Annotated in this window: 18 protein-coding genes; 10 read left to right on the forward strand and 8 right to left on the reverse strand. The window is 41.1% G+C overall.

Annotated features, from left to right (window positions below; genetic code table 11):
* Positions 1-21 precede the first annotated feature (21 nt).
* From AC1XUO_RS03705 to AC1XUO_RS03715, 3 genes are all read right to left on the reverse strand, one after another.
* Positions 22-3,642: a SusC/RagA family TonB-linked outer membrane protein gene (locus AC1XUO_RS03705; RefSeq protein ID WP_483328408.1), complete on the reverse strand. Its 3,621-nt coding sequence runs from the start codon at positions 3,640-3,642 to the stop codon at positions 22-24.
* 213 nt (positions 3,643-3,855) lie between these two features.
* On the reverse strand, positions 3,856-4,875 hold the full coding sequence (locus tag AC1XUO_RS03710) for a FecR family protein (protein WP_483328409.1): 1,020 nt from the start codon (positions 4,873-4,875) through the stop codon (positions 3,856-3,858).
* Between the two features lie 249 nt (positions 4,876-5,124).
* Positions 5,125-5,598 carry a hypothetical protein gene (locus AC1XUO_RS03715; protein ID WP_483328410.1) on the reverse strand — a complete coding sequence of 158 codons (474 nt, stop codon included), beginning with the start codon at positions 5,596-5,598 and terminating at the stop codon, positions 5,125-5,127.
* A gap of 248 nt (positions 5,599-5,846) precedes the next feature.
* On the opposite strand from AC1XUO_RS03715, the gene AC1XUO_RS03720 reads away from it, so the two are divergent.
* The 3 genes from AC1XUO_RS03720 (at position 5,847) to AC1XUO_RS03730 (ending at position 10,165) form a co-directional block, all read left to right on the forward strand.
* The gene (locus AC1XUO_RS03720; RefSeq protein ID WP_483328411.1) at positions 5,847-7,082 is read left to right on the forward strand and encodes a nucleoside recognition domain-containing protein; all 1,236 of its coding nucleotides are present in this window, start codon (positions 5,847-5,849) and stop codon (positions 7,080-7,082) included.
* A gap of 112 nt (positions 7,083-7,194) precedes the next feature.
* Entirely contained in the window at positions 7,195-8,691 is a 1,497-nt protein-coding gene (locus AC1XUO_RS03725) for a TolC family protein (protein ID WP_483328412.1), read from the forward strand.
* Positions 8,692-8,749: 58 nt separating this feature from the next.
* Positions 8,750-10,165 (forward strand): efflux RND transporter periplasmic adaptor subunit, encoded by a 1,416-nt coding sequence (locus AC1XUO_RS03730; protein ID WP_483328413.1) that lies wholly within the window; start codon positions 8,750-8,752, stop codon positions 10,163-10,165.
* Between the two features lie 132 nt (positions 10,166-10,297).
* Here AC1XUO_RS03730 and AC1XUO_RS03735 read toward each other — a convergent pair whose 3' ends face one another.
* Positions 10,298-10,780 carry a DUF456 domain-containing protein gene (locus AC1XUO_RS03735; protein WP_483328414.1) on the reverse strand — a complete coding sequence of 161 codons (483 nt, stop codon included), beginning with the start codon at positions 10,778-10,780 and terminating at the stop codon, positions 10,298-10,300.
* 227 nt (positions 10,781-11,007) lie between these two features.
* Here AC1XUO_RS03735 and AC1XUO_RS03740 point away from each other — a divergent pair, with 227 nt between their 5' ends.
* Complete coding sequence (locus AC1XUO_RS03740; protein WP_483328415.1) at positions 11,008-12,225, forward strand: saccharopine dehydrogenase family protein; 1,218 nt, start codon at positions 11,008-11,010, stop codon at positions 12,223-12,225.
* Positions 12,226-12,374: 149 nt separating this feature from the next.
* Here the strand turns inward: AC1XUO_RS03740 and folB are convergent, their stop codons facing one another.
* The 3 genes from folB to AC1XUO_RS03755 form a co-directional block, all read right to left on the reverse strand.
* Complete coding sequence (folB, locus tag AC1XUO_RS03745; protein WP_483328416.1) at positions 12,375-12,725, reverse strand: dihydroneopterin aldolase; 351 nt, start codon at positions 12,723-12,725, stop codon at positions 12,375-12,377.
* 6 nt (positions 12,726-12,731) lie between these two features.
* Entirely contained in the window at positions 12,732-13,715 is a 984-nt protein-coding gene (locus AC1XUO_RS03750; protein WP_483328417.1) for a DivIVA domain-containing protein, read from the reverse strand.
* Positions 13,716-13,817: 102 nt separating this feature from the next.
* Positions 13,818-14,720: a WD40 repeat domain-containing protein gene (locus AC1XUO_RS03755; protein ID WP_483328418.1), complete on the reverse strand. Its 903-nt coding sequence runs from the start codon at positions 14,718-14,720 to the stop codon at positions 13,818-13,820.
* 191 nt (positions 14,721-14,911) lie between these two features.
* On the opposite strand from AC1XUO_RS03755, the gene AC1XUO_RS03760 reads away from it, so the two are divergent.
* Positions 14,912-15,547: a 4'-phosphopantetheinyl transferase family protein gene (locus tag AC1XUO_RS03760; protein ID WP_483328419.1), complete on the forward strand. Its 636-nt coding sequence runs from the start codon at positions 14,912-14,914 to the stop codon at positions 15,545-15,547.
* Here AC1XUO_RS03760 and AC1XUO_RS03765 read toward each other — a convergent pair.
* The gene (locus AC1XUO_RS03765) at positions 15,544-16,398 is read right to left on the reverse strand and encodes a transglutaminase-like domain-containing protein (RefSeq protein ID WP_483328420.1); all 855 of its coding nucleotides are present in this window, start codon (positions 16,396-16,398) and stop codon (positions 15,544-15,546) included. The genes AC1XUO_RS03760 and AC1XUO_RS03765 overlap by 4 nt on opposite strands.
* A gap of 213 nt (positions 16,399-16,611) precedes the next feature.
* Here AC1XUO_RS03765 and galE point away from each other — a divergent pair, with 213 nt between their 5' ends.
* The 5 genes from galE (at position 16,612) to AC1XUO_RS03790 (ending at position 22,652) form a co-directional block, all read left to right on the forward strand.
* Positions 16,612-17,631, forward strand: a complete 1,020-nt coding sequence (gene galE, locus AC1XUO_RS03770; protein ID WP_483328421.1) for a UDP-glucose 4-epimerase GalE — start codon at positions 16,612-16,614, stop codon at positions 17,629-17,631.
* Positions 17,628-18,683, forward strand: a complete 1,056-nt coding sequence (rfbB, locus tag AC1XUO_RS03775; RefSeq protein WP_483328422.1) for a dTDP-glucose 4,6-dehydratase — start codon at positions 17,628-17,630, stop codon at positions 18,681-18,683. The genes galE and rfbB overlap by 4 nt, the downstream gene beginning before the upstream one ends.
* A 103-nt stretch (positions 18,684-18,786) precedes the next feature.
* On the forward strand, positions 18,787-19,653 hold the full coding sequence (gene rfbA, locus AC1XUO_RS03780) for a glucose-1-phosphate thymidylyltransferase RfbA (protein WP_483328423.1): 867 nt from the start codon (positions 18,787-18,789) through the stop codon (positions 19,651-19,653).
* A gap of 93 nt (positions 19,654-19,746) precedes the next feature.
* The gene (locus AC1XUO_RS03785) at positions 19,747-20,391 is read left to right on the forward strand and encodes an O-methyltransferase (RefSeq protein WP_483328424.1); all 645 of its coding nucleotides are present in this window, start codon (positions 19,747-19,749) and stop codon (positions 20,389-20,391) included.
* A 35-nt stretch (positions 20,392-20,426) separates the two neighbouring features.
* A complete protein-coding gene (locus AC1XUO_RS03790) occupies positions 20,427-22,652 on the forward strand; it encodes a LysM peptidoglycan-binding domain-containing protein (protein WP_483328425.1) in 2,226 nt (741 codons plus the stop codon).
* The last annotated feature ends 14 nt before the right edge of the window (positions 22,653-22,666 follow it).

Below are 22,666 nucleotides of genomic sequence, written 5' to 3' on the forward strand. Positions count from 1 at the left end.
TGGATCAGTAAAATGTCAGGATCAGTAATTAACTTTCAGCGAGAAAATGTATGATCTCGTACCGGGCGAATTGAAATAATCCATATTGCGGCCAGCCGGTGTTCCAGACAAATTGGTATCAGGATCTATACCCACCACTTTCGTCCATAAGATCAGATTACGGCCTGTCGCCGAAAATTCAATGGATTGAAGCTTTGTAACTTTTCTAAATTTTTCTGAATCCAGACGGTAGGAAAGCGAAAGCTGACGAAGACGCGTCCAGCTGCCATCTTCTACAAATTGTTCTTTCAAAGACCCAAATCCACTTCCCAAAGTCGTGTACCAGCTTTCGTCCATTAACACAGGACCCGCACCAAAATCCTGCAAATTACCACGCACCGTGCTTCCTGCTGCGAGCGTTTTTCCTGCATAATTTTTAGTATCCTGAGTCAGGGTAACTTCATTTCCCGTATCGCCGTGCGTACCAAAATTGTACATAACGCCCCTGGTTCCGCTGAAATAATCACCTCCCTGAGAAGTTTCAAACAGAACGTCCAATGAAAATTTCTTGTAAGAAAGGCTCGTTCCAAAACCACCGATCCAATCCGGATTAGGATCACCAACCACGCCTGTTACAGGGTCAGCCGTTGGAAATCCGTTCGCATCGAGTTTTTTAGAACCGTCATCATTCAAAGCATATTTACTACTCCAGAACACACCCGTTGGCTGGCCAACGACTGCCCGGGCATCCAGGAAGTTTTCAATTCCGCCGACAAGATATAGCGATTGTGTTCCGGCCAAATCCAGCACCTTGCTTCTATTTCGTGTGAAATTTCCACGCAATGACCAGGTTAAATCTCCTTTTTTGATCACGTCATACGTAAGATCTGCTTCGAAACCTTTGTTTTGAAGTTCAGCTGCGTTGGTATATTTTGTTGCAAAACCTGTGCTTGGCGCCAGCGTTACCGGTACCAAAACGTCTTTGATTTTATTATTGTAATAGGTTAACCCTGTCCGTAATCTGCTGTTGAAAAAGCGAAGATCTGCACCGATCTCATATTCCGTTTTACGCTCAGGTTTCAGGTACTGGTCTCCTAATGAAGCACCCTGACTATAAGCCCCATTTCCAAATTGTGATCCGATCAGGTTATCTCCCCATGGATTTGCTGTGTAAACTGTCGAAGAAAATGTCGTATTGGAACGATATGGAAGCGGCTGAACACCCACAACCCCATAAGAAGCCCGCAGCTTACCAAAATTAAGCACAGGATTATCTTCAATAGCTTTCAGTCGCGTAAACAACCAAGCTACGTCCGCGGAAGGATAGTAAAATGTTTTTTCGGACAAAGCTCCAAAAGAAGACGCTGATTCCGCTGCCGCAGATAGATTCAAAAACAGTGCGTCATAAGCTCCAAAACTTGCCGTTGCATAAGTACGAATCGTCCTGACTTCCGTTTTCAAATTTACAGGCGTTCTGTTCAGCGAAGTAGCGTTTGCAAAGTTGGCAGGTGCGTCAGCAACGAGGAAGTTATTGATCGTCACACCCATGTTATTGTATTTCCGGTTATTGATGTTAAAACCAATAACATACGTAGACGTGAAATTCGAACCAAAATCCTTTGTTGCACGAGCCAGTAAATCTCCGTTCACCTGCGCCTCGCGGGTCGTCTGTTCCTGATACTGACCAGTTCCGGCACCGGTTATGTCATTGACAGGAAAGTAATTAATCAATGCATCCGTGTAAGTATCAAGTCCTGCCCTCGCAATGATATCCAGCCATTTTGCAGGTTTTATTCCCAATTCTGCGCTGTTCATAAAACGGTTTACATCCGTAGAATTTTGCTGCTCATATAGTGACCAAAGTGCATTATTATTTGCAGGATTTATTACCGCACCCAGATAACTTCTGTAACCGCGTTGCCTGCCCAGGATCGGAGAGGCCGTTGGGCTGGAATAGTAACTTCCTTTATAATCGGAAATATCAAAATCAGCCGGGTTACGGGCAAGTCCAACCATGGCACCGGCAAGGTTATTACCCCGTTGAATTCTGTCTGAATAACTTTTGGTATAAGCCGCACTGACTGCCAGACGAACAATATCATTGAATTTTCTTTCCGCATTGAAACGTAAAGTCGTTCTGTTATAGGTACTGTTTCCGCGCTGCACACCTTTTTGGCGAACATCACCAATACTGAAAAAGAACGTTGTCTTTTGATCTCCGCCGCTTAAACTTAGCGCATTGTCATAGTAACTTCCGGTTCGGAAAACTTTGTCATAGTTGGATTGGTTGTAAGTTTCTTTAGAGTTTTTCTTAATGATCGGATAATATTTTGTCCCGTCTTCTGCCTCGAAATATTGTCCTGCTGTATTGACTTCATCCGCGCCTCCTGCTCTTGCCTCGATTTTATCACCCCATGCGTTTGCTCCATTTGGGTTATAAATTCCGGCAGAACCCTGTCCGAATTTATTTTGAAATGGGTGATATCCATTAATCTGATCAGCTGAATACGTTGAAGTAAAAGAAATGTTCATTTTATTTCCTTCAGCTCCTCTTTTGGTTGTAATTAAAATTACACCATTTGCAGCCCGAGAACCCCACAATGCCGCCGCAGAAGCACCTTTCAAAATCTGCATGGAAGCAATATCATTCGGGTTAATATCATTTAAACGCGACTGCGGCACTACACCGCCGGAAGTTCCTCCTTCGGTTGTACTGCTGATGGGAATACCGTCCACAACCACCAGTGGCTGCGTATTTCCTGTCAGCGTATTTTGTCCGCGGATCTGAATGAAGGATGCAGCACCAGGATCAGCGGCAGCGCGGGAAATTTGTACGCCTGCTGCCTTTCCCGATAATCCATTGATCAAACTCGTTTCACCGGATTTTGTGATTGCGTCTCCACTTACTTTGCTGCTCGTTGAGCCCAGCCGATCTGCGGCCTCTTTAAAACCCAAAGCCGTGACGACAACTTCGGAAAGTGCCTGTACATTTTCATTTAGAACAATATCAATAACTGATTTATTGGCAATCGGGACTTCCTGGGTAACAAAACCGATGTATGAGAAAACCAGAATACCATCTGTTGTCGGAACATCCAGTTTATAAACTCCGTCCACATCTGTGGTTGTTCCAATATTTGAGCCTTTTAGCAAAATGTTAACGCCCGGAATCGCGGCACCGTTGACTTTGTCAACAACCTTTCCTGATATGCCAAATGCTTTATTTTGATATGATTCCGTCGCATCGGCTTTTAACAAAGCCGACGGGTCGATGGTGCTGCGCCCCTGTTTATTCGAAGAATTTCCTTCTTTATATAACACATAAAACCCTTCTCTGGATTTCTGGTAAGTTATCTTTAAATCTTTTAATATTCTGTCAAGCCGCTTTTCAATCGTAGCGTCTTTTTCGATTGAATTAATCACCTTCGTATCAATCTCAACGTTTTCCAGAAGCTCGGTCTGGTATGCAATCGACACATTGAATTTTGTTTCCAAATCTCTCAGACAGTCTCTGAGAAGAACGTGGTTTGGCCGCCTCTGGTTAGCATCAGGAAGAACATTTGTAGTTTTGGGAAATGAAGCCATAATTGTCGCCTCTACCGGCGACTGACTACAAATAAGCCCCAAAATCGGATAACACAGCATTTTAGAAGTGATCTTCATAAGGAATAACTGGGTGAAAATGATTAACGATAATGCATACACGTACGAACGATTCCTCACGGATTATTGCGGATAATCCATGTGGTTTGCGGCAGAAATCATATAAGATTTCTTTAAACTAGCGGTAAAAATTATGTAAGAATGGGGTTCGTCTAAAATCTTTCCAGTTTGCGGCTCAGGATAAGATTTCCCCTCTTGTGTGTTGGACCAGGCTTATTCTGCCAGGACCAGTTTGTTGTTTTTCTTTTCTAACTTCAACTCAAATAAATGTGCTATATCTTCGATTAAAAGGGCCGGATTGTTGTCGGATAACGGAATGGATCCTGAAAGCCGTTTTTTCAAAAGTTGTATATTGGATACCTCGACGTGCAAGCCATAATTCTCCTCAACATGCACAAGCATTTCTCCGAGCGAAGTACCGTCGAGCGTCCATTTTCCGTTTGTCCAGGAATAATAAGTTTCCGGATTCACCATGGCTTTTTTTACTTCACTTTTTTCAGCGACAGTTTTGTCTGTTTCTATTAACTCTCCCGGTTTCAGATAAATTTCTTTTTCTGCTCCCTTTTTATCAGGCAAACTCAGCTTGATACTCCCCGACTTCAACACCACACAGTCGTGGTTCTGGCGGTTAATCACGTTAAATTCAGTTCCTAAAACTTCAATCTTTTTTCCACCTGACAAATACACTGTAAAGCTGGCGTTGTTTTTTAGATGTGTGACGTTAAAAAATGCTTCTCCGTCGAGCCAAATTTCACGCGGATTTTCATCCCAGGACCTGTTATATTTTATTTTACTTTTTCCATTTAATACAACCTTGGAGCTATCAGGCAAAATGATATGTCGAATCTGCCCGAATTCCGTAGCAATTTCTACTGACTTATTTTGTGAATAAAGAATAAAGCAAAATGCAACAATGGTTATCCCAATCAGAACGGCAGCCAAACTGGTCCAGTTGAAACTTATGGATTTAATTTTATCCCCGTTTTCAATTCCCAAAGGTGCTTCATCTTCAATGTTATTTATTTCCTGCGCTAAATTGTTCCATACATCATTTTTTGAAATGGCCAGTTCAACCAGTAATGCTTTACTTTCTTCGTCCAGCTCCATCAGCCATTGGTCAGCTAATTCACTGTGATATAGGTTTTCGCTCATCCAAACTTCCACCATGGCCTCCTCCGAAATGGAGCATTTCCCCTGAAAATATAGCTTTACCAACTCCTTAGTCACTTTCATAATCTAACTTTCAGATGAGAAAGACGCCACAAACAACTTCTTTGGCATTTCTATATGTATAGAGTCTTTTTATTTGCCCATACCCTATCAATAGTTCTAAAATATTTTAAAATAAATAAAAATAAAGACTTTTACGAACACACCCATTAGCTTTTTGCAGAGCTATGCCACGAACAGATCACGAAATCTGCACTACATTTTTGATTCAAAGTGACGTTAGATATTTTAAATGATCATGCTGGATTTTAATCACTTCGCTTTCACAACACTTCGCCCATACCCCTTCGTTTGTCTGATTTTCAACTGATCACCAACAATTTCTACCCTTTTGAATTCTTTAAATGCGCCTTCCTTATCAAGAAAACCGATGACACAGGTAAGTTCTTCCTCGCCTTTTTCCAGCTTCACCGTTGGCTGGATGCCAAAGTTCGGAAGTGTCAGATTGTCCTCCGCTTCGAGTTCTTTGTATTTTATTTTTACAAGATATTTAAAAGTATCCTCTGTTTCGAAAACATCCACCGCAAACTTCCAGTCGTTAAGATTATCTTTATCCTTCACTTTTTCACTATAACTTGCCACTGCAACCTCAGTGACAACCTCCCGCTTCATTGGGATTGTGTCGTTCAAAATTGTCATTGACGAATCGCCCTTTCCGTTACTTTCCGTTTTTTTGTTGCAGGAAAATAATAATACAAGTGCCAGGAGGTAATAATACTTTTTCATAGGAAACGAATCAATGGGAGTTTGTATGAGAAGTTTGAAGATAGGAATTCAAACTTAAAAATCATTCCAATCTGGGATTAAGATTAAGTTATCTTCAAAATTTGAATGATTTCTATGGCATTTCATCGAAGTCTATCCGGCAATGTTCGCCAATTACTGGTTTCTCAAAAATTTAATTTATTTTCGAACTTACAATTATTCCTTACCAGCGATCCTTTTCTCTTTTCGATAAATTTCTACCTCATCCAATGGCCCTTAATTACATTTTCATTGCCTTTTTTGTCATTGCTTTTGTCGTTTCCCTTTTCAAATTTATCTTGTTCGGCGACACCGAAACGTTAAAATTGGTTGTGGAAGGGATTCTGAATTCGTCAAAAGTAGCTGTGATGGATATTGCGCTGCCACTCGCAGGAGTTATGACTTTTTTCCTTGGTATTCTGAACGTTGGAGAAAAAGCTGGCGCGATCAATATTCTGGCAAGAATTATCGGGCCATTTTTCAGCAAACTTTTCCCCGAAGTACCTAAAAATCACCCGGCCAACGGACAGATGATCATGAACTTTGGTGCCAACATGCTGGGACTTGATAATGCAGCAACGCCATTTGGCTTGAAAGCCATGCAAAGTTTGCAGGAACTTAACCCCAGCAAAGATACTGCATCCAACGCCCAGATCATGTTTCTGGTGTTACATACTTCCGGGCTGCAAATTATCCCATTAAGCATTATCGCGCAGAGAGCAATTTTAGGGGCTGCTGATCCATCTGATGTTTTTATACCCTGCGTCATAGGAACCTACGTAACTACTGTGATCAGCTTAATTATTACGGCAGCCTGGCAAAAAATAAATCTGTTCAATAAAACAGTCATTCTGGGACTTGGCGGCGTTACGGCGGTCCTGGGATTATTGCTTTGGTATCTGACCAGTTTGCCGAAGGAACAAATTGAAACCATTTCCATTGTTGTTGGAAACTCGCTTCTGTTATTTATTATCACCTCATTTCTGCTTGGCGCGCTTTACAAGAAAGTAAATGTTTTTGATGTGTTTATTGAAGGTGCAAAAATGGGGTTTGAAACATCCGTTAAAATTATGCCTTATCTGGTGGGTATGTTGGTAGCCATCAGCGCATTTCGCAGTTGCGGGGCGATGGACTATTTACTGGACGGCCTTCGGTATATCATCGTAAGTTCTGGTGTCAACAGCGATTTTACAGACGCTTTGCCCGTTGCATTAATGAAACCGTTAAGCGGCAGCGGAGCGCGTGCATTGATGATCGAAGGTATGACAAAATTTGGCCCGGATTCATTCGTTGGCCGGCTTGGTTGTATTTTCCAGGGATCTGCTGATACAACCTTATACATAGTCGCACTCTACTTCGGATCTGTCGGAATTAAAAATTCCCGCTACGCCATTGTTGTGGGCCTTATCGCGGATTTGATTGGAGTTCTTGCCGGGATTTGGCTAGGTTATCTGTTTTTCCATTAATTCAATTTATTGTTAAATACCCATTTACCTACTTATGCAACCGTCCGTACTAAATGGATGGTTGTTTTTTGTAGCATCATGTAATATTGAATATCTAACACAGTATGGTCATATGATAAAATTGTTACGAAAATCTGCACTTATCACGCTGATGCTATGCGGACTTGTTGTATTTCAATCGGCTTACGGACAAACGAATGTCCCGACAAAAGCAGATAATACCTATTCGCTTGAAGAATGCATCAAGATCGCCCTGGAAACAAATCCGCAGGTAAAACAGTCTGAACTTCAGGTGGAGCGCGATAACAACATTCATGCTCAGTCGCGCTGGCAACGTTGGCCAAGTTTAAGTTTTAATGCCGCACAAGGCTTTAATTCGGGTCGTAACATTGACCCTTTTACGAACCAGTTTGTGCAGCAGAACATCAGCCAGAACCAGTTTCAGCTCGGTTCCAGCGTTATTCTTTTCAGCGGTTTTCAGTTAAAAAATACGGTTAAGAGAAATGAAGTCAACGTTAAGGCAAGTCAGAAAGACCTGGATGCTGCGAGAAATGATATTATGCTGAACGTTGCGCTGTCTTATCTGCAGGTGATAAGCAATGAGGAACTGATTATGGTAGCACAACGTCAGGTGGATGCGTCAGTATTACAGGTTGATCGTACGACCAAACTTGTGGAAGCCGGGACTTTGGCGGAAAGCAATGTGCTGGACCTGAGAGCACAACTTGCCAACGACGAATTGACTTTGGTAAATGCTCAAAACAATCTGGAAACAGCAAAACTTAATTTGAAACAGTTGATGAATATGCCGGGAAGTGAAGAAATTAATCTGGTAAAAATTCCGGTCGCTGATCCAAGTTTGACTGCCTATGATGCAACGATCCAACAGATCTATGAAACTGCGCTGGGAAATCTTCCACAGATGAAGGCAGCCGAATTAAGGATCGAAGCAGCAAAAAGGAATACAGAAATAATCAGAGGCGCCGCCATGCCTACCTTGTCATTGAACGGTGGCATCAATACTGCTTTTTCTAGTGTCGCTCCAAAAGAAAGATTTGTTTCTGACGGAAGCCCGGGACAGACTACGGTCGTAACTTCTCCAACGGATTATATCATCGTAAACGACCAGCAATTGCCAATAGTGCAGACAGTGACAACGCCTGGTGGTTCGTTACGTCATTTCGGATATCTCGACCAGTTGAACTTTAACCGAAACTCCTCTATAAACCTGAGTTTGCGAATTCCAATTTTCACAAATTTTCAGGTTAGATATAACGTTGCAAATGCCAAGTTACAGCAACGCACTACCGAATATCAGGCTCAGCAGGTTCAGCTTACGATCCGTAAAAATGTTGAACAGTCTTATATTGATATGACCAATGCTGCCAAACGTTATTCAGCAACAGCAAATCAGGTCAGGGCTTTGACAGAAGCATTTCGTGTTGCGCAGGTTCGTTTTGATGTTGGTGCAATTAATTCCGTAGAATATAATATCGCCAAAGCAAATCTTGACCGTGCAAACGGAAACCTTATTCAAACAAAATACGACTACGTGTTCCGTACAAAAATCCTGGATTTTTACATGAACCGTCCATTGTCAGATTTCTAAAATAATATTCTTTTCTTCAGCCTGAAAAATAAAACTACCGTAAACCAATCAATAAATTATGGCGCGTAAATCTTCAAATAAAGTATGGTGGATAGTGGGAGGCATTATCGTCCTTCTCGTTGCCGGGTTGTACGTGGCAAAGGAATTAAAATGGATCGGCCAGCCAAAACCTACGGAAGTTGAATTTTCGAAGGTTAAAAAGAATGACATCATCGAACGTGTCAGCGCTTCCGGGAAAGTCCAGCCGGAAGTTGAAGTAAAACTGAGTCCGGACGTATCAGGGGAAATCACGCATTTATATGTTGCCGAAGGGGATTCAGTTGTAAAAGGTCAGTTGCTTCTTAAAATTCGTCCGGATAATTATGAGTCTTTGATGGCAAGGGCGCAAGCCGCTGTCAATTCAAGCAAGGCAAGCCATGAACAAACAAAGGCTTTGGTTTTACAGGCGGAAGCACGTTTGGTGCAAACAAAACTTGTCTATGACCGTAATAAAAAGCTATATGCTGACAAGGTAATTTCTGCATCTGATTTTGAACAATTTGTTTCAAATTACGATGTAGCTAAACAGGACGTAGAGTCTGCAAAAGCGAATGTGTCTGCTGCTTTATACAACATTAAAAGCGCTGAGGCGAGTATGCGTGACGCAGCGGAAAACCTGCGGAAAACAACAATTTTTGCTCCGGTAAGCGGGATTATTTCTTTGTTGAATGTTGAAGTGGGAGAACGTGTCGTTGGTACTTCACAAATGGCCGGTACTGAAATGATGCGTATTGCCAATTTAAGTAATATGGAAGTCCGCGTCAATGTAAATGAAAATGATATTGTGCGCGTGACGCTTGGCGATACGGCAGAAATCGATGTGGATGCTTACAGCGCCTCAGGCCGTAAGTTTAAAGGAATTGTAAAGGAAATTGCTAATACTGCGGCAGGCCTTGCTTCTTCTACTGCCAGTAGCAGTGCAGCCAGCAGCGCTTCTACTGACGCTGTAACAGAATTTGAAGTAAAAGTAAAAATTCTGAACGAATCGTTCAGCGACCTTATGGCCACCCGCAATAAAAAGTCGTATCCTTTTAAACCGGGGATGACTGCGTCGGTGGAAATTGTTACAGAACGGAAGAATAAAGTTATTTCTGTTCCTATCGCTTCGGTGACGACCCGTAACAATAAGACGAATCCGGACGATAAGGACAAAAATTCTGAAGAAAATGCAGAACCTGAAAAACCAAAAGGTCAGAAGGAAGAAGCTATCAAAGAAATCGTTTTTGTGCGCGTGGACGGGAAAGCAGAAATGCGTGAGGTAAAAACAGGGATCAGTGATTTTGAAAATATTGAGATTTTATCCGGATTAAAAGAAGGAGAGGAAATTATTTCCGGACCATATATTGTAGTATCAAAAACACTAACCAGCGGTGACATCGTTGAGAAAAAGAAAGAAGAAGTAAAAAAAGACGAAAAAAAATCAAATGAAAACTAGAAGAGCATCGTTACAGGTATGTAATAAGTTCGATTTAGTTTAGGTTAAAAAGAAATCCTTGCGGCTTTGCTGCAAGGATTTTTTATTAGACTTCGAAAAACAATATTATCAATTTAATTGATTGTCAGAATATTATATAAACTTCCAGAGTTCAACGACCGCATAACCAATCATTACCAAACATAGAATTACTTTGATAACGATTCCGGTCAAAAAACCCACAAAAGAACCAATAGCTGATTTAAACGCAGGGTTCAATTTTGATCCACCGATCAATTCTCCAATCAAGGCACCAAGAAATGTTCCGATGAACATACCAATTGCGGGGATAAAGAAAAATCCTACTACCAATCCAACAGTCGCGCCTATCCCTCCATATTTAGTACCACCGAATTTCTTCGTACCCCATATCGGAATGTAATAATCAAGAACAGCAATGACAATGGTTACAAAACCAAGCGTATAAAGCACAGTATTGCTGAATTCCGCGAATTTACTGATATGCAACAGAATTAGTCCGGCAAAACTTAATGGCGGCCCGGGTAACGGCAGCACGGCTCCGGCTAATCCGGTCAGCAGGCAGGCGATCCCGGCAATTAAAAGTAAAATATCCATGGCAGTGGTGTTAATTTAATGATGAATTAACAAAAAAACATTTGGTCGTCCTATCTTTGCGGTTGAAAAGGCGATTGATCTGAGCACGCACGCATTTGCATAAAGTGACCAATTCCATTGCTCGAAATTTGTAAAAAGTTGTAATCAGGCATTGAAATTCATTTAGTGTCTCAGTGATCAATAATTTACACATTCAAAAATTCACCCAATTATCATTAAAACAAAACATGTCCAAAGTTCTTATTATTGGTGCCGGCGGCGTCGGAAGTGTAGTGGCGCATAAATGTGCATTGAACAGCCATGTATTTACGAGCATCATGCTAGCGAGCCGCACAAAATCAAAGTGCGACAAGATTGCTGGTGAAATCAAGGAAATGCACGGAGTTGACATCGAGACAGCTCAGGTTGATGCTGATATCGTTGCTGAAACTGTGATGCTTATCAAACGCTTCCAGCCAAAATTGTTGATCAATGTTGCTTTGCCATATCAGGATCTTACGATCATGGAAGCCTGCCTCGCAACTGGTGTACATTACCTGGATACTGCCAATTACGAACCAAAAGATGTTGCCAAGTTTGAATATAGCTGGCAATGGGCATATCAGCAGCGTTTCAAGGAAGCTGGTCTGATGGCATTACTAGGATGTGGTTTTGACCCGGGCGTTACGCAGGTTTTCACATCTTATGCCAACAAACACTATTTTGACGAAATGCATTATCTGGATATCATCGACTGTAATGCCGGTGATCACGGAAAGGCTTTTGCAACTAATTTTAATCCTGAAATTAACATTCGCGAAATCACTCAGCCAGGCCGCTATTGGGAAAATGGCGAATGGGTTGAAATCGAAGCGATGTCTATTCATAAACCGATTGAATACCCGGGAATCGGACCCAAAGAAAGTTATGTTCTTTACCACGAAGAGCTTGAATCTCTGGTAAAAAACTTCCCGACTTTGAAACGTGCACGCTTCTGGATGACATTTGGACAAGCTTACATTACCCACTTAAACGTGTTGGAAAATGTAGGTATGACGAGCATCAAGCCAATCAAATTTAATGGTATTGATATCGTTCCGCTGGAATTCCTGAAAGCCGTACTTCCTGCGCCGGATTCATTAGGAGAAAATTATTCCGGACAAACATCAATCGGTTGCCAGATCAAGGGAATAAAAGACGGCGAAGAAACTACTTATTATGTTTGGAATAACTGTGACCACGCTGCTTGTTACAAAGAAGTGAAAGCACAGGCAGTAAGTTACACAACGGGTGTTCCTGCTATGATCGGTGCAATGTTGATGCTTACTAATGAAGAGTGGATGAAACCAGGCGTTTGGAACTGCGAAGAACTAAATCCTGATCCATTCATGGAACATTTGAATACTCAAGGCTTACCATGGAACGAGAGAATAAACATCCCGCTTCCACACGAATATCCTGCCTAAGAAAATTACAGACTAAAACCAAAAGAGGTCAGCATCGGGTTAAACCCAGTGTTGACCTCTTTTATATTAATCTCAAAAAGTTATTTTATTTCAAAAAATATCAAACTCCATCATCAACCCTTAATCATTAACAATTAACCATTAAAAACTTATCCTTCCATCGTAATCGTAGCCCGCGTACAAACGCCTCCTATGGGTGGATTGAACTTTGAAACTCTCACTGTGACCATTTGAACATCCGGATAATGTTCTCTTACACTCGCGATAACCTTAAAACCGATATGCTCCAACAATTTCGCAGGTTCCTGCATTACTTTGGCGGCAATCTGATATAAGGTTTCATAATTTACCGTCGCGCTTAACTTATCCTTAGCCGCGGCTTCGATAAAATTCGTGTTGATGGTAATGTCAAGTGCATATTTATTTCCGATTCTCTGCTCTTCGGGATAATAGCCGTGGTAAGCAAAAAACTCTAAGCCTTCTAATGAGATCGTCCCCAATGTAAATTATATTTGGTCAAAAAATGATCCACCTGTGCTTTTTGGCGCAGAAGATTCCTGAGGTTTTTCTCTAAATGTATTTGCCGCCTCTCTGACAGGTTGAGATTCCCGGGATTTCCGCATTTCTTCAACCATCTCCAGCGCCTTACCAGCCGGGCTCAAATCTTTCTCACGAACGACAGGAACTGGCTTCTCTTCAACTATTTCTTCAACGACCACTTCGGGCTCAACAGTTTCCTGGGCAACAATAACTTCCACTTCTTCGATCGCAGCCACCGGTTCTTCAACCTGTTCCTCTTCATAAACGATTTCTAATGGAACTTCCGGAGTTTGTTCAACCTCCGCAACAGGTTCTTCATCTTCGAAGGATTCAGGTACTACTAATGGCTGGACAGGCACTCCCTTCTTTGGAATCTCAATTTCAGCAACATGCTGTTTGATCTCGTCCATTTTATTAAGCACCGATTCCTTGTCGTATTTATTTTCAAAACGTTCAACGGTTTCGATTGTATTGTTGGCGAGTGAGGCAAGCTGAACAACCAGATTGTCCCTGAAATTTTCAATCGCACGGAAATCACGTTCCTGGTTTTTAATTTCCAGCGCAAAATCTTCCTTAAATTTCTTTAAGCGATTTTCTGTTTCCTCGATGATCTGATTTGTCCTGTTTTCAGCTTCTTCAACCAGACTATTAGCCTGAATTTTGGATTCTTCAATCCTTTTTTCAGCAGATTCTATTGCTTCCTTTTCGATTTGCCGGCTCACATCCTCGGCCGATTTCAGCGTACGAAAAAGTGTTGATTCTATATCTTTTAACTTGCTAAGTTCTTTTTCTGCATATTCCAACTGCATTTTCAACATGCTGTTTTCACTGGAAAAACGCTCCCATTCCTGCGACAATGAGTTAAGAAATGCGTCAACCTCATCGGGGTTGTAGCCTCTGAAAATTTTTTCAAACGTATGTTTACGTATGTCTATTGCCGAAATTTTCATGATGGATATATGCGTTAAATTATAATTCGTAACAGTCGTCTAAGATAAAGACATATCCTGTACATTTCAAAGTATTTGGTACAATTACACTTTTAAGCCATATTATATGGCGATTTCCCAGACCGAAATCATTCGATCATCACTGCAGGAAACAAGCTGATTTTCGTAATCCGTCCACAACAATTTATTGACCGAAGTGGCATGGCCGGCTAATCTTGACCGGTCAATTATTTTTTTCAGCCTGAAAGTTTCTGCATCCCATAACTTGATTGATTTATCCATACTACAGGTCGCGAAGAACTTACCATCCGGACTGAAAGTAACATGATTGACGGCATACATATGCGCTGCAATGTCCGTCACCGGTTCATATCCGTTAAAAACGTCCCAGATTTTGATATGGGCATCGCGGCCCGTGCTGAACAGAAAATTACCATCCGGTGAATATTGAACGGAAAAAACAGAATTAGTGTGTGCAGAAATTGTCTTTTTTAATTTGAATCCGTCGAAATCGAAGATATTAACATTACAATCGCTGTCGCCGACAGCAAACTCTCCTGTTTTTTCATTAATAGAAATTGACCTTACGCTTTTGTCTGAAACTTTAATATGCTTTTGTATGGCCAGCGTTGGCACGTCCACCACTGCAATCACGCCGTCACCCAAAGCCAGCAACGCTTTGTTTTCCCATATTTTTATGTCAAAAATAGCCGAGGCGGTTACTTTTGAAGTATATTCGATCTTGTTATTGATGGTATCGAGAATCTGGATTCCTTCAAAATTCTGGCCGATCCAAAGAAATTGGCTGACCTTGTCAAAACAAAGTGAATACACAGAAACACCCGCTCGCGCAACCAGTTTTCCCATGTCCGGTTTCTTTAAATCCCAATCGATCACAAATCCATCACCGCCGGCAGAATAAAAACCGTGGGACGAATTGTTCGAAATAATTGTATAAACACTGTCACGGTGCCCGGAAAAAGTATCTACTTTGTTGATTATCATTTCTTATAACTTGCAGCCGCCGGCTAAAAGCAGTTAGTAATAAAAACAGTAAACTGTCTTTGTAAATTTATATAAAAATTAAGTCGTCTTTTGTAAAATTAAACGATTACGAATAACTGACCTATTAATAAGACACCGATTGGGCCGAACTAAATGCAAACGGCTAAACGCTCGATCTAAACAGAATAATTATGCCCCTCGTTCATTCCGAAAAGATTGAAGAGACTAGTACCTTACTACTCTGGAAGTTGACAGAAACCGAAGAAGAACTACATCAAAGTTTGGGTTCCGCTTTTAATTCGGATGATTTTGAAACAATTTCCCATCCACAAAAAAAACGTGAATGGCTGGCAAGCCGTATTTTAATTAAAATCCTGGTAGAGCAATTCGGATTTGATTACGAAGGGACACATAAGGACGAGCACGGAAAAGCATTTTTAGTCAACAATGCTTCTCACATTTCCATCACCCATACTTTTGATTATGTGGCTGCCGTCCTTAATCCATGGGCACCGGTTGGGATTGATATGGAAAAAGCTGACCCGAAGCTTCAGAGAACTTCAACAAAATATCTTTCGGAGCCTGAATTTGAACATGCGGAAAATGAACTTTCCACGCTTTGCATGTACTGGTGTGCGAAGGAAGCGATCTACAAATTATACGGAAAGAAGAAAATCAGTTTTAAGAACTCAATTTATATCAATCCGTTCCATAACTTTCAAACACTCATTCAAGGTGAATTAACGGATGACGATGACGGTCTTAAAATACATTCACCTATTCATATCCGCTGGTTTGAGGATTACTGCCTTGCGGTATCCATTTAAATACTGTCGTCCTCAAATGTTTCCAGCGTCGAGCGCAAAATATCTTCTATTTCCTTGATTTTTTCCTGCTCTCCTGTTTTTTCATAGGATAAAATCAGGTTCCGAAGCACACGCTGAATGATTTCAAGGTTGGTACACGGCTGGTAAAAAATATCTTTTGGCTTAATATTCAGCTGGGCGATATAGTGATCAATATCGGTTTTGGAAAAAATAATTCCACGGTTGAACACATTGATATAAAACTGCGTGTTTTCACCTTTATAAGTCAATACAAATAAATTCGGGAGATTTACGCCGTATACCGGCAGCCCTAGTTTTCTCGCGATCAACAAATAAATCACACACAAAGTAATGGGATTACCTCTGCGGTTTTCCAAAACAACATTGATCATGGAATTGGAAGGCGAATGAAAACTTTTCGTGTTTGCAGCAAAATTCATTGTTCCAAAGAAAATACTATTGATCCGCTTAATCTGATCAATCGGATTCATTTCCTCCTGAAACTGTATCCAAATATCATAATAAAGCTGCTCAACCGTGGTTTTCAGGTTTTGCAGTGACAGCTCGGGATAATGATAAGTCGACAAGATCCACATCCCTTCCAGTAAATCAAGACCACCGCCATTTTTCCAGGCTTGCAATCTTTCATTCATGATGCTCAATTGAAGCTCATGAATCAGTTCTTCCAGCTTCCGTTGCAGGATTGGATTAAAGCTTTCCTCCCATTCTGTTTCTAAAAACGGAATGACGTTTCCACCTAATGATAAGATCTTCCCCTCAACGTGCTGAATTACTTCATGATCCTCGTCATCAAGTAATGATATCAGCGCTTTTATTTCTCTCTTGTTCATTTTCTGTCGAATCTGCTTTTAACAACCAACGGATAAATAAAAACATTTTTTTTTTATGGACGTCAAATTTTCTACTTTTGCCCGGAAAAAAATTGTATTTTGAATAGGCTCTTTTTAGTCAATATTTATTCGAATTATAGTTTTAGGAGTGTCAAATGAATCTTTTAAATACAATTTTCATACTTACCACCTATTCTTTATAAGATCATTCCTATGAAAATTCTTGTTACCGGCGGCGCTGGTTTTATAGGTTCACACACTGTTGTAGAACTTCACGAGGCAGGATTCGAACCTGTTATTCTTGACAATCTCTACAATTCAAATCGCGAAGTACTCAACGGAATTAAAGGCATTACGGGAAAAGATTTCCCCTTTTACGAAATTGATTGTAATGATATCGAAAAAGTAAGAGCTGTTTTTGAAAAGGAAAAATTTGACGGAGTCATTCACTTTGCGGCCTATAAAGCAGTCGGCGAATCCGTAGAAAAACCACTTGCTTACTACGAAAACAATATTCTTTCTCTGCTTGTGTTACTAAAAGTAATGAAAGAATATAATGTTGACAAATTTGTATTTTCCTCTTCATGCACAGTTTATGGCCAACCGGATGCGCTGCCTGTTACAGAAAGCACGCCGCGCAAACCCGCTACCTCGCCCTACGGAAATACGAAAGCAATGGCAGAAGATATCATTCGTGACCATGTTCATGCAGGACCTGGAATCAAGGCCATTTCACTACGTTATTTTAATCCAATCGGGGCACATAAAACCTCGCTAATCGGTGAATTGCCAAATGGCGTCCCGAGCAATCTTGTCCCTTTCATCACACAAACAGCGGCTGGAATGCGTAAATCACTAACTGTTTTTGGAAGTGATTATGATACCGCCGACGGTACCTGTGTGCGTGATTTTATTCACGTCGTTGATCTTGCCAAGGCACATGTGAAGGCACTTCTTCTTTTGGATGAGGAAAAGGAAAAAAATTATTACGATGTATTTAACGTAGGAACAGGACAAGGTTATACAGTTCTGGAACTCATCAATACCTTCGAGAAAGTGACCGGCGAAAAACTGAATTATTCAATCGGTCCCCGCCGCGAAGGTGATGTAGAAAAAATTTACGCGCAGTCAGACAAAGTAAATTCCATTATGAAATGGAATGCAGAAAAAACCATGGCAGATGCACTTCTTGACGCGTGGAATTGGCAATTAAAAATTACACAAAAAAAATGAAAAAAATATTAATCACTGGCGGTGCTGGCTTTATTGGTTCACACGTAGTTCGCAGATTCGTAGTTCACCATCCTGAATATCATGTTTATAATCTGGATGCTCTGACTTATGCAGGTAACCTTGAAAATCTTCGTGACGTCGAAAACGCACCGAATTACACATTTGTAAAAGGTGATATCGTTGATGCTGAATTCATTGACAAGCTAATTTCTGAAAATGATTTTCATGGCATTATTCATCTTGCTGCTGAAAGTCATGTAGATCGTTCCATTTCTGATCCTATGTCATTCGTTATGACCAACGTCGTTGGAACAGTCAATTTGCTTAACGCTGCAAAAAAAGCCTGGAAAGAAAATCTTTCAGATCACAGATTTTATCATGTTTCAACTGACGAAGTGTATGGTGAATTGCATGATCCGGGGACGTTCTTTACAGAAACGACAAGTTATGATCCACGTTCTCCATACTCTGCTTCGAAGGCCTCTTCGGATCATTTTGTGAGAGCATACCACAATACTTACAATCTTCCCGTTGTAATCTCCAACTGCTCGAATAACTACGGACCCAATCATTTTCCGGAAAAACTTATTCCGTTGATGATCCATAATATTTTACAAAGCAAACCGCTTCCGGTTTATGGAAAAGGTGAAAATGTGCGCGACTGGCTTTTTGTAGAAGATCATGCAATTGCTATAGATACCATTTTCCACAGCGGAAAAAACGGCGAAACTTATAACATCGGCGGCCATAACGAATGGAAAAACCTGGATCTGGTTCTTTTGTTATGCCGGGTTATGGACAAAAAACTGAACCGCGCGGAAGGTGAAACTGAAAAATTGATCACTTATGTGACAGACCGCGCAGGCCACGATCTGCGTTATGCAATTGATGCAACGAAGCTTTCGGAAGAATTGGGATGGAAACCATCGCTTCAATTTGAAGAAGGTTTGGAAAGAACTGTTACATGGTATCTGGATAACCAGGAATGGCTAAACAATGTCACCTCAGGCGAGTATCAAAAATATTACGAAGGCATGTACTCCACAAGATAGTTTGTAAGTTTGAAGTTATTAGTCTTATCGTTTAGATTATTTTGAACGGATAAGGCCAACAAATCATCTAGGCATCAACTATACAAACATTGAAAGTTAAAAAATGAAAGGAATTATTTTAGCCGGCGGATCCGGCACAAGACTTCATCCGCTTACCTTGGCCGTTAGTAAACAGCTTATGCCTGTTTATGACAAGCCAATGATTTATTACCCTTTGTCTATATTAATGCTGGCAGGAATTCGTGAAATTTTGATCATTTCAACCCCACACGATCTGCCTCATTTTGAAAAACTTCTGGGCGACGGTACCCGCCTTGGCTGCACAATCAGTTACGCAGTTCAGCCAAGTCCGGACGGGCTTGCGCAGGCATTCATCATTGGTGAAGAATTTATTGGTAATGATAAGGTAGCGTTGATTCTTGGAGATAATATTTTCTACGGATCAGGTCTTTCGCAATTACTTCAATCAAACAACGATCCTGACGGAGGTGTGATTTTCGCATACCAAGTCCATGACCCTGAGCGTTACGGTGTAGTCGAATTTGATAAAGACTTCAATGCGCTGTCTATTGAAGAAAAACCGGAAATACCAAAGTCAAACTATGCCGTTCCGGGCTTATATTTTTATGATAATGATGTTGTCAAAATCGCAAAAAGTATTCCGCCTTCTCCAAGAGGAGAATTGGAAATTACGGATGTGAACCGCGTTTATCTTGAAAAAGGAAAACTGAAAGTGGGTGTTTTGAACCGTGGAACTGCATGGCTGGATACCGGTACTTTTGAATCGTTAATGCAGGCCGGACAGTTTGTCCAGGTGATTGAAGAACGTCAGGGCTTAAAAATCGGATGTATCGAAGAAATTGCTTACCGTATGGGTTATATTAATGTGGAGCAGTTGAAGGAAATTGCTAAACCATTGGTTAAGAGCGGATACGGAAAATATCTTCAGGGCTTGGTTGCTCACTTATAATTTCAGCGTAAAAAGCAGTTGGTCGTTTGAAGAGTAAAAACTTCAAGGCCAACTGCTTTTACAATTCATAAAAGTAAAAAACGCATTCAACAAATGAAGTTTCTGGCAGAGGAAATAGAAACGTATTCCGAAACTCATACTGAGAATGAAAACGAATTGCTAAAATCTCTAAACAGGGAGACGCACGCGAACGTACTCAATCCACGTATGCTGTCCGGGCATCTGCAAGGCCGTTTTTTATCCATGATTTCCAGGATGATACGCCCCGAAAAAATCTTAGAAATTGGTACTTACACCGGATATTCAGCACTTTGTCTTTGTGAGGGTTTACAAAAAGATGGAAAAATTATTACCATCGATATCAACGAAGAGCTCGAAACATTGACCAGACGTTATTTCGACAAGTCTGAATTTGCTGATCAGATCGATTATATTATCGGAAATGCAGTCGAAATCATCCCTACTTTAAACGATACTTTTGATCTGGTGTTTATGGATGCGGATAAAATTAACTACATTTCATACTTCAACCTGTGCCTTGACAAAGTAAGACCTGGCGGTTTTATTCTCGCGGACAACGTCCTATGGAGCGGAAAGGTCTTCGATAAAGAATTAAAAAAAATTGATAAGGATACGCAGGCATTAATGGATTTCAACAAAATGATGCAGGAAGACAACCGTGTATCTAATGTTTTATTGCCAATCCGCGATGGACTGATGATTCTTCAAAAACTGTAATTCACAACATCAAACAAGCCAAGCTTTCAATATTTATGAACAGAATTCCCAGCGCATATTTAAAACTGACCACACTTATACTTTTGATTTTTGTTCAGGTAAATCTGGCAAAAGCGCAAACTCCTGAAATTCCGTCGAGCGTACTCTTTGGTGGGATTACTGTAAAATTTGACCGCAATGCCCAAAACCTGATCGAAGAGGATATCAGAAGCCTGATGTCAAACAAAAAGTTCTGGGAAGAGAAACTCGACCGGGCCATTTTATATTTCCCAATTGTTGAAAATATATTGATGGATGAAGAAGTTCCTATCGATTTTAAATATCTGGCTGTACAGGAAAGTTCTTTCAAACCTGACGTAGTATCCAGTTCAAATGCTGTTGGTTTCTGGCAATTCAAACCGGAAACGGCGATCGAATTAAATTTGAGAGTTGATAAAGATATTGATGAAAGAAAGAATATCAGTTCATCTACACACGCAGCTGCCTGGTATTTGAAAAAAAATAACCAACAACTTAATAACTGGGTTTCAGCTTTATATTCTTATTATCAAGGCGTTGGTGGTGTTAAAAAACTGGTTCCTGCCAGCTGGGCCTATGCGCGTGAGGTCGTTTTGACAGGAAAAACAGACCGTTATATGCTCCGTTTCTTTGCTCATAAAATCGCACTTGAAGCTGGTTTGGACAGATACCGTTCGGCTAATAACATGGTCCTTATCGAGTCGGAATATGGTAAAGGAAAAACATTTGCCGAAATCGCAAAATATCTTGAAATTTCAGAAGGTGATCTTAAAAGTTATAACCGCTGGGTAAGTGATAATAAAATCCCGACGGACAGAGAATATTTGTTAACAGTTCCGGTGGCAACAAATCAGGTGGCATTTGTTCGCTCAAAATTATCATTGCCTGAGCAAACGCAAACGACTCAAACGACTCCAACGCTTGCTTCCACAGGTTCATCTTCAGATGCAACCGGATTTCCTAGTCTTAAAAAATCCGGAGCGCCGTCCAACGATAAAGGTGGTTATTCGTTTTTTGAAATTAATGGCCTTCCGGGTATCGAAGCGCGCGCCGGGGATACCGACAAGTCGCTGGCAAGTGCAGGAAAACTCAGAACGGCAAAATTCAGAAGATTTAATGATCTGACTGCTGACATGCCTGTTATACCAGGAAATATCTACTATCTGGCAAAGAAAAACAAAAAAGCCGCCACGCCATTCCACACAGCCAAAACCGGAGATTCGTGGCAGAGTATTTCCCAGCAGTATGGCTTGCGTTTAGTAAATCTGTTAAAATACAACCGGACGATCAGCAAAACGTTTCCAATACAAACTGGTCAGGTGGTTTGGTTAAACAAAAAACGTCCGAAAAACCAGCCTGTCGAAATTATTAAATCAAAACCGGAAGACCTAGTAACTGAGCCTGCCATCGCGTCAGCTCCTGCAAAAGCCCAGCCATCTGCAACGAATGACATTCCTGCAAACGCGGCTGGACGTAAAAAATATACGCCTGTGCTGGTTGATAAAAACGAGAGTAGTATAGCGAAGGAGAATCAGGCATTTCAGCCAGGTGTTACCCCTGCTGCTCCGGCAACAAGTGCTCCTGCAAAAACTGTTGACGTTCCGGTTGTGGCCTCCAAACCTTCAACCAATACCAATGACCGCGTCGTCATTATTACGCAGGATGGAAATGACGGGTCCTTTAAACCAGCTGATGAACCAAAAGAGCCAACCGCAAGACCGGCTACGAAACCAGCTCAGAAACCTGTAGCAAGAAGATCCGCTGATGCAGATTTGTTCTCTACTCCGTCGGAAAATGCTTCAAGAACACCAGCTAATACGCAGCCCGTAGCCTTTGATAATCCACTGCCCCCCGTTAAGGAAAAGCCTTCGGTTACTTCGGCAAGAGAATCAAATGTGTTCCACACAGTTGAGCAGGGACAAACTTTTTACAGTATTTCCAGAATGAACAATCTGACGGTTAAAGAGCTCTTGGCGCTGAATAACCTGGACGATATCGTAAAACTGAGTGTTGGACAAAAGCTGATCGTTAAAAAAGCATCTGGTGTGGCTGCAAATCCGAAGTCAGGAACAGAAGTTGAAAGATCTGCAAACACATCCGGACCAAGAACGCATACCGTTGCAGCCGGCGAAACACTTTTCCGTATCTCACAAAACTATCAGGTGAGTGTTGATGAAATACAAAAACTGAACAAACTTTCTGGCAACACTGTTAAAGTCGGACAGAAGCTTAAAATACCATAATAACAAAATTTCAC

It is taken from the genome of Dyadobacter sp. HNCC25DJ186 (assembly GCF_056895235.1).

Coding starts and splice junctions, on each gene's coding strand:
- AC1XUO_RS03740 (WP_483328415.1), top strand. CDS start 11,008: ATGTCCAAAGTTCTTATTATTGGTGCCGGCGGCGTCGGAAGTGTAGTG.
- AC1XUO_RS03785 (WP_483328424.1), top strand. CDS start 19,747: ATGAAGTTTCTGGCAGAGGAAATAGAAACGTATTCCGAAACTCATACT.
- AC1XUO_RS03730 (WP_483328413.1), top strand. CDS start 8,750: ATGGCGCGTAAATCTTCAAATAAAGTATGGTGGATAGTGGGAGGCATT.
- AC1XUO_RS03765 (WP_483328420.1), bottom strand. CDS start 16,398: ATGAACAAGAGAGAAATAAAAGCGCTGATATCATTACTTGATGACGAG.
- AC1XUO_RS03735 (WP_483328414.1), bottom strand. CDS start 10,780: ATGGATATTTTACTTTTAATTGCCGGGATCGCCTGCCTGCTGACCGGA.
- AC1XUO_RS03710 (WP_483328409.1), bottom strand. CDS start 4,875: ATGAAAGTGACTAAGGAGTTGGTAAAGCTATATTTTCAGGGGAAATGC.
- galE (WP_483328421.1), top strand. CDS start 16,612: ATGAAAATTCTTGTTACCGGCGGCGCTGGTTTTATAGGTTCACACACT.
- AC1XUO_RS03790 (WP_483328425.1), top strand. CDS start 20,427: ATGAACAGAATTCCCAGCGCATATTTAAAACTGACCACACTTATACTT.
- AC1XUO_RS03720 (WP_483328411.1), top strand. CDS start 5,847: ATGGCCCTTAATTACATTTTCATTGCCTTTTTTGTCATTGCTTTTGTC.
- AC1XUO_RS03705 (WP_483328408.1), bottom strand. CDS start 3,642: ATGAAGATCACTTCTAAAATGCTGTGTTATCCGATTTTGGGGCTTATT.
- rfbB (WP_483328422.1), top strand. CDS start 17,628: ATGAAAAAAATATTAATCACTGGCGGTGCTGGCTTTATTGGTTCACAC.
- AC1XUO_RS03725 (WP_483328412.1), top strand. CDS start 7,195: ATGATAAAATTGTTACGAAAATCTGCACTTATCACGCTGATGCTATGC.
- AC1XUO_RS03715 (WP_483328410.1), bottom strand. CDS start 5,598: ATGAAAAAGTATTATTACCTCCTGGCACTTGTATTATTATTTTCCTGC.
- rfbA (WP_483328423.1), top strand. CDS start 18,787: ATGAAAGGAATTATTTTAGCCGGCGGATCCGGCACAAGACTTCATCCG.
- AC1XUO_RS03760 (WP_483328419.1), top strand. CDS start 14,912: ATGCCCCTCGTTCATTCCGAAAAGATTGAAGAGACTAGTACCTTACTA.
- AC1XUO_RS03755 (WP_483328418.1), bottom strand. CDS start 14,720: ATGATAATCAACAAAGTAGATACTTTTTCCGGGCACCGTGACAGTGTT.
- AC1XUO_RS03750 (WP_483328417.1), bottom strand. CDS start 13,715: ATGAAAATTTCGGCAATAGACATACGTAAACATACGTTTGAAAAAATT.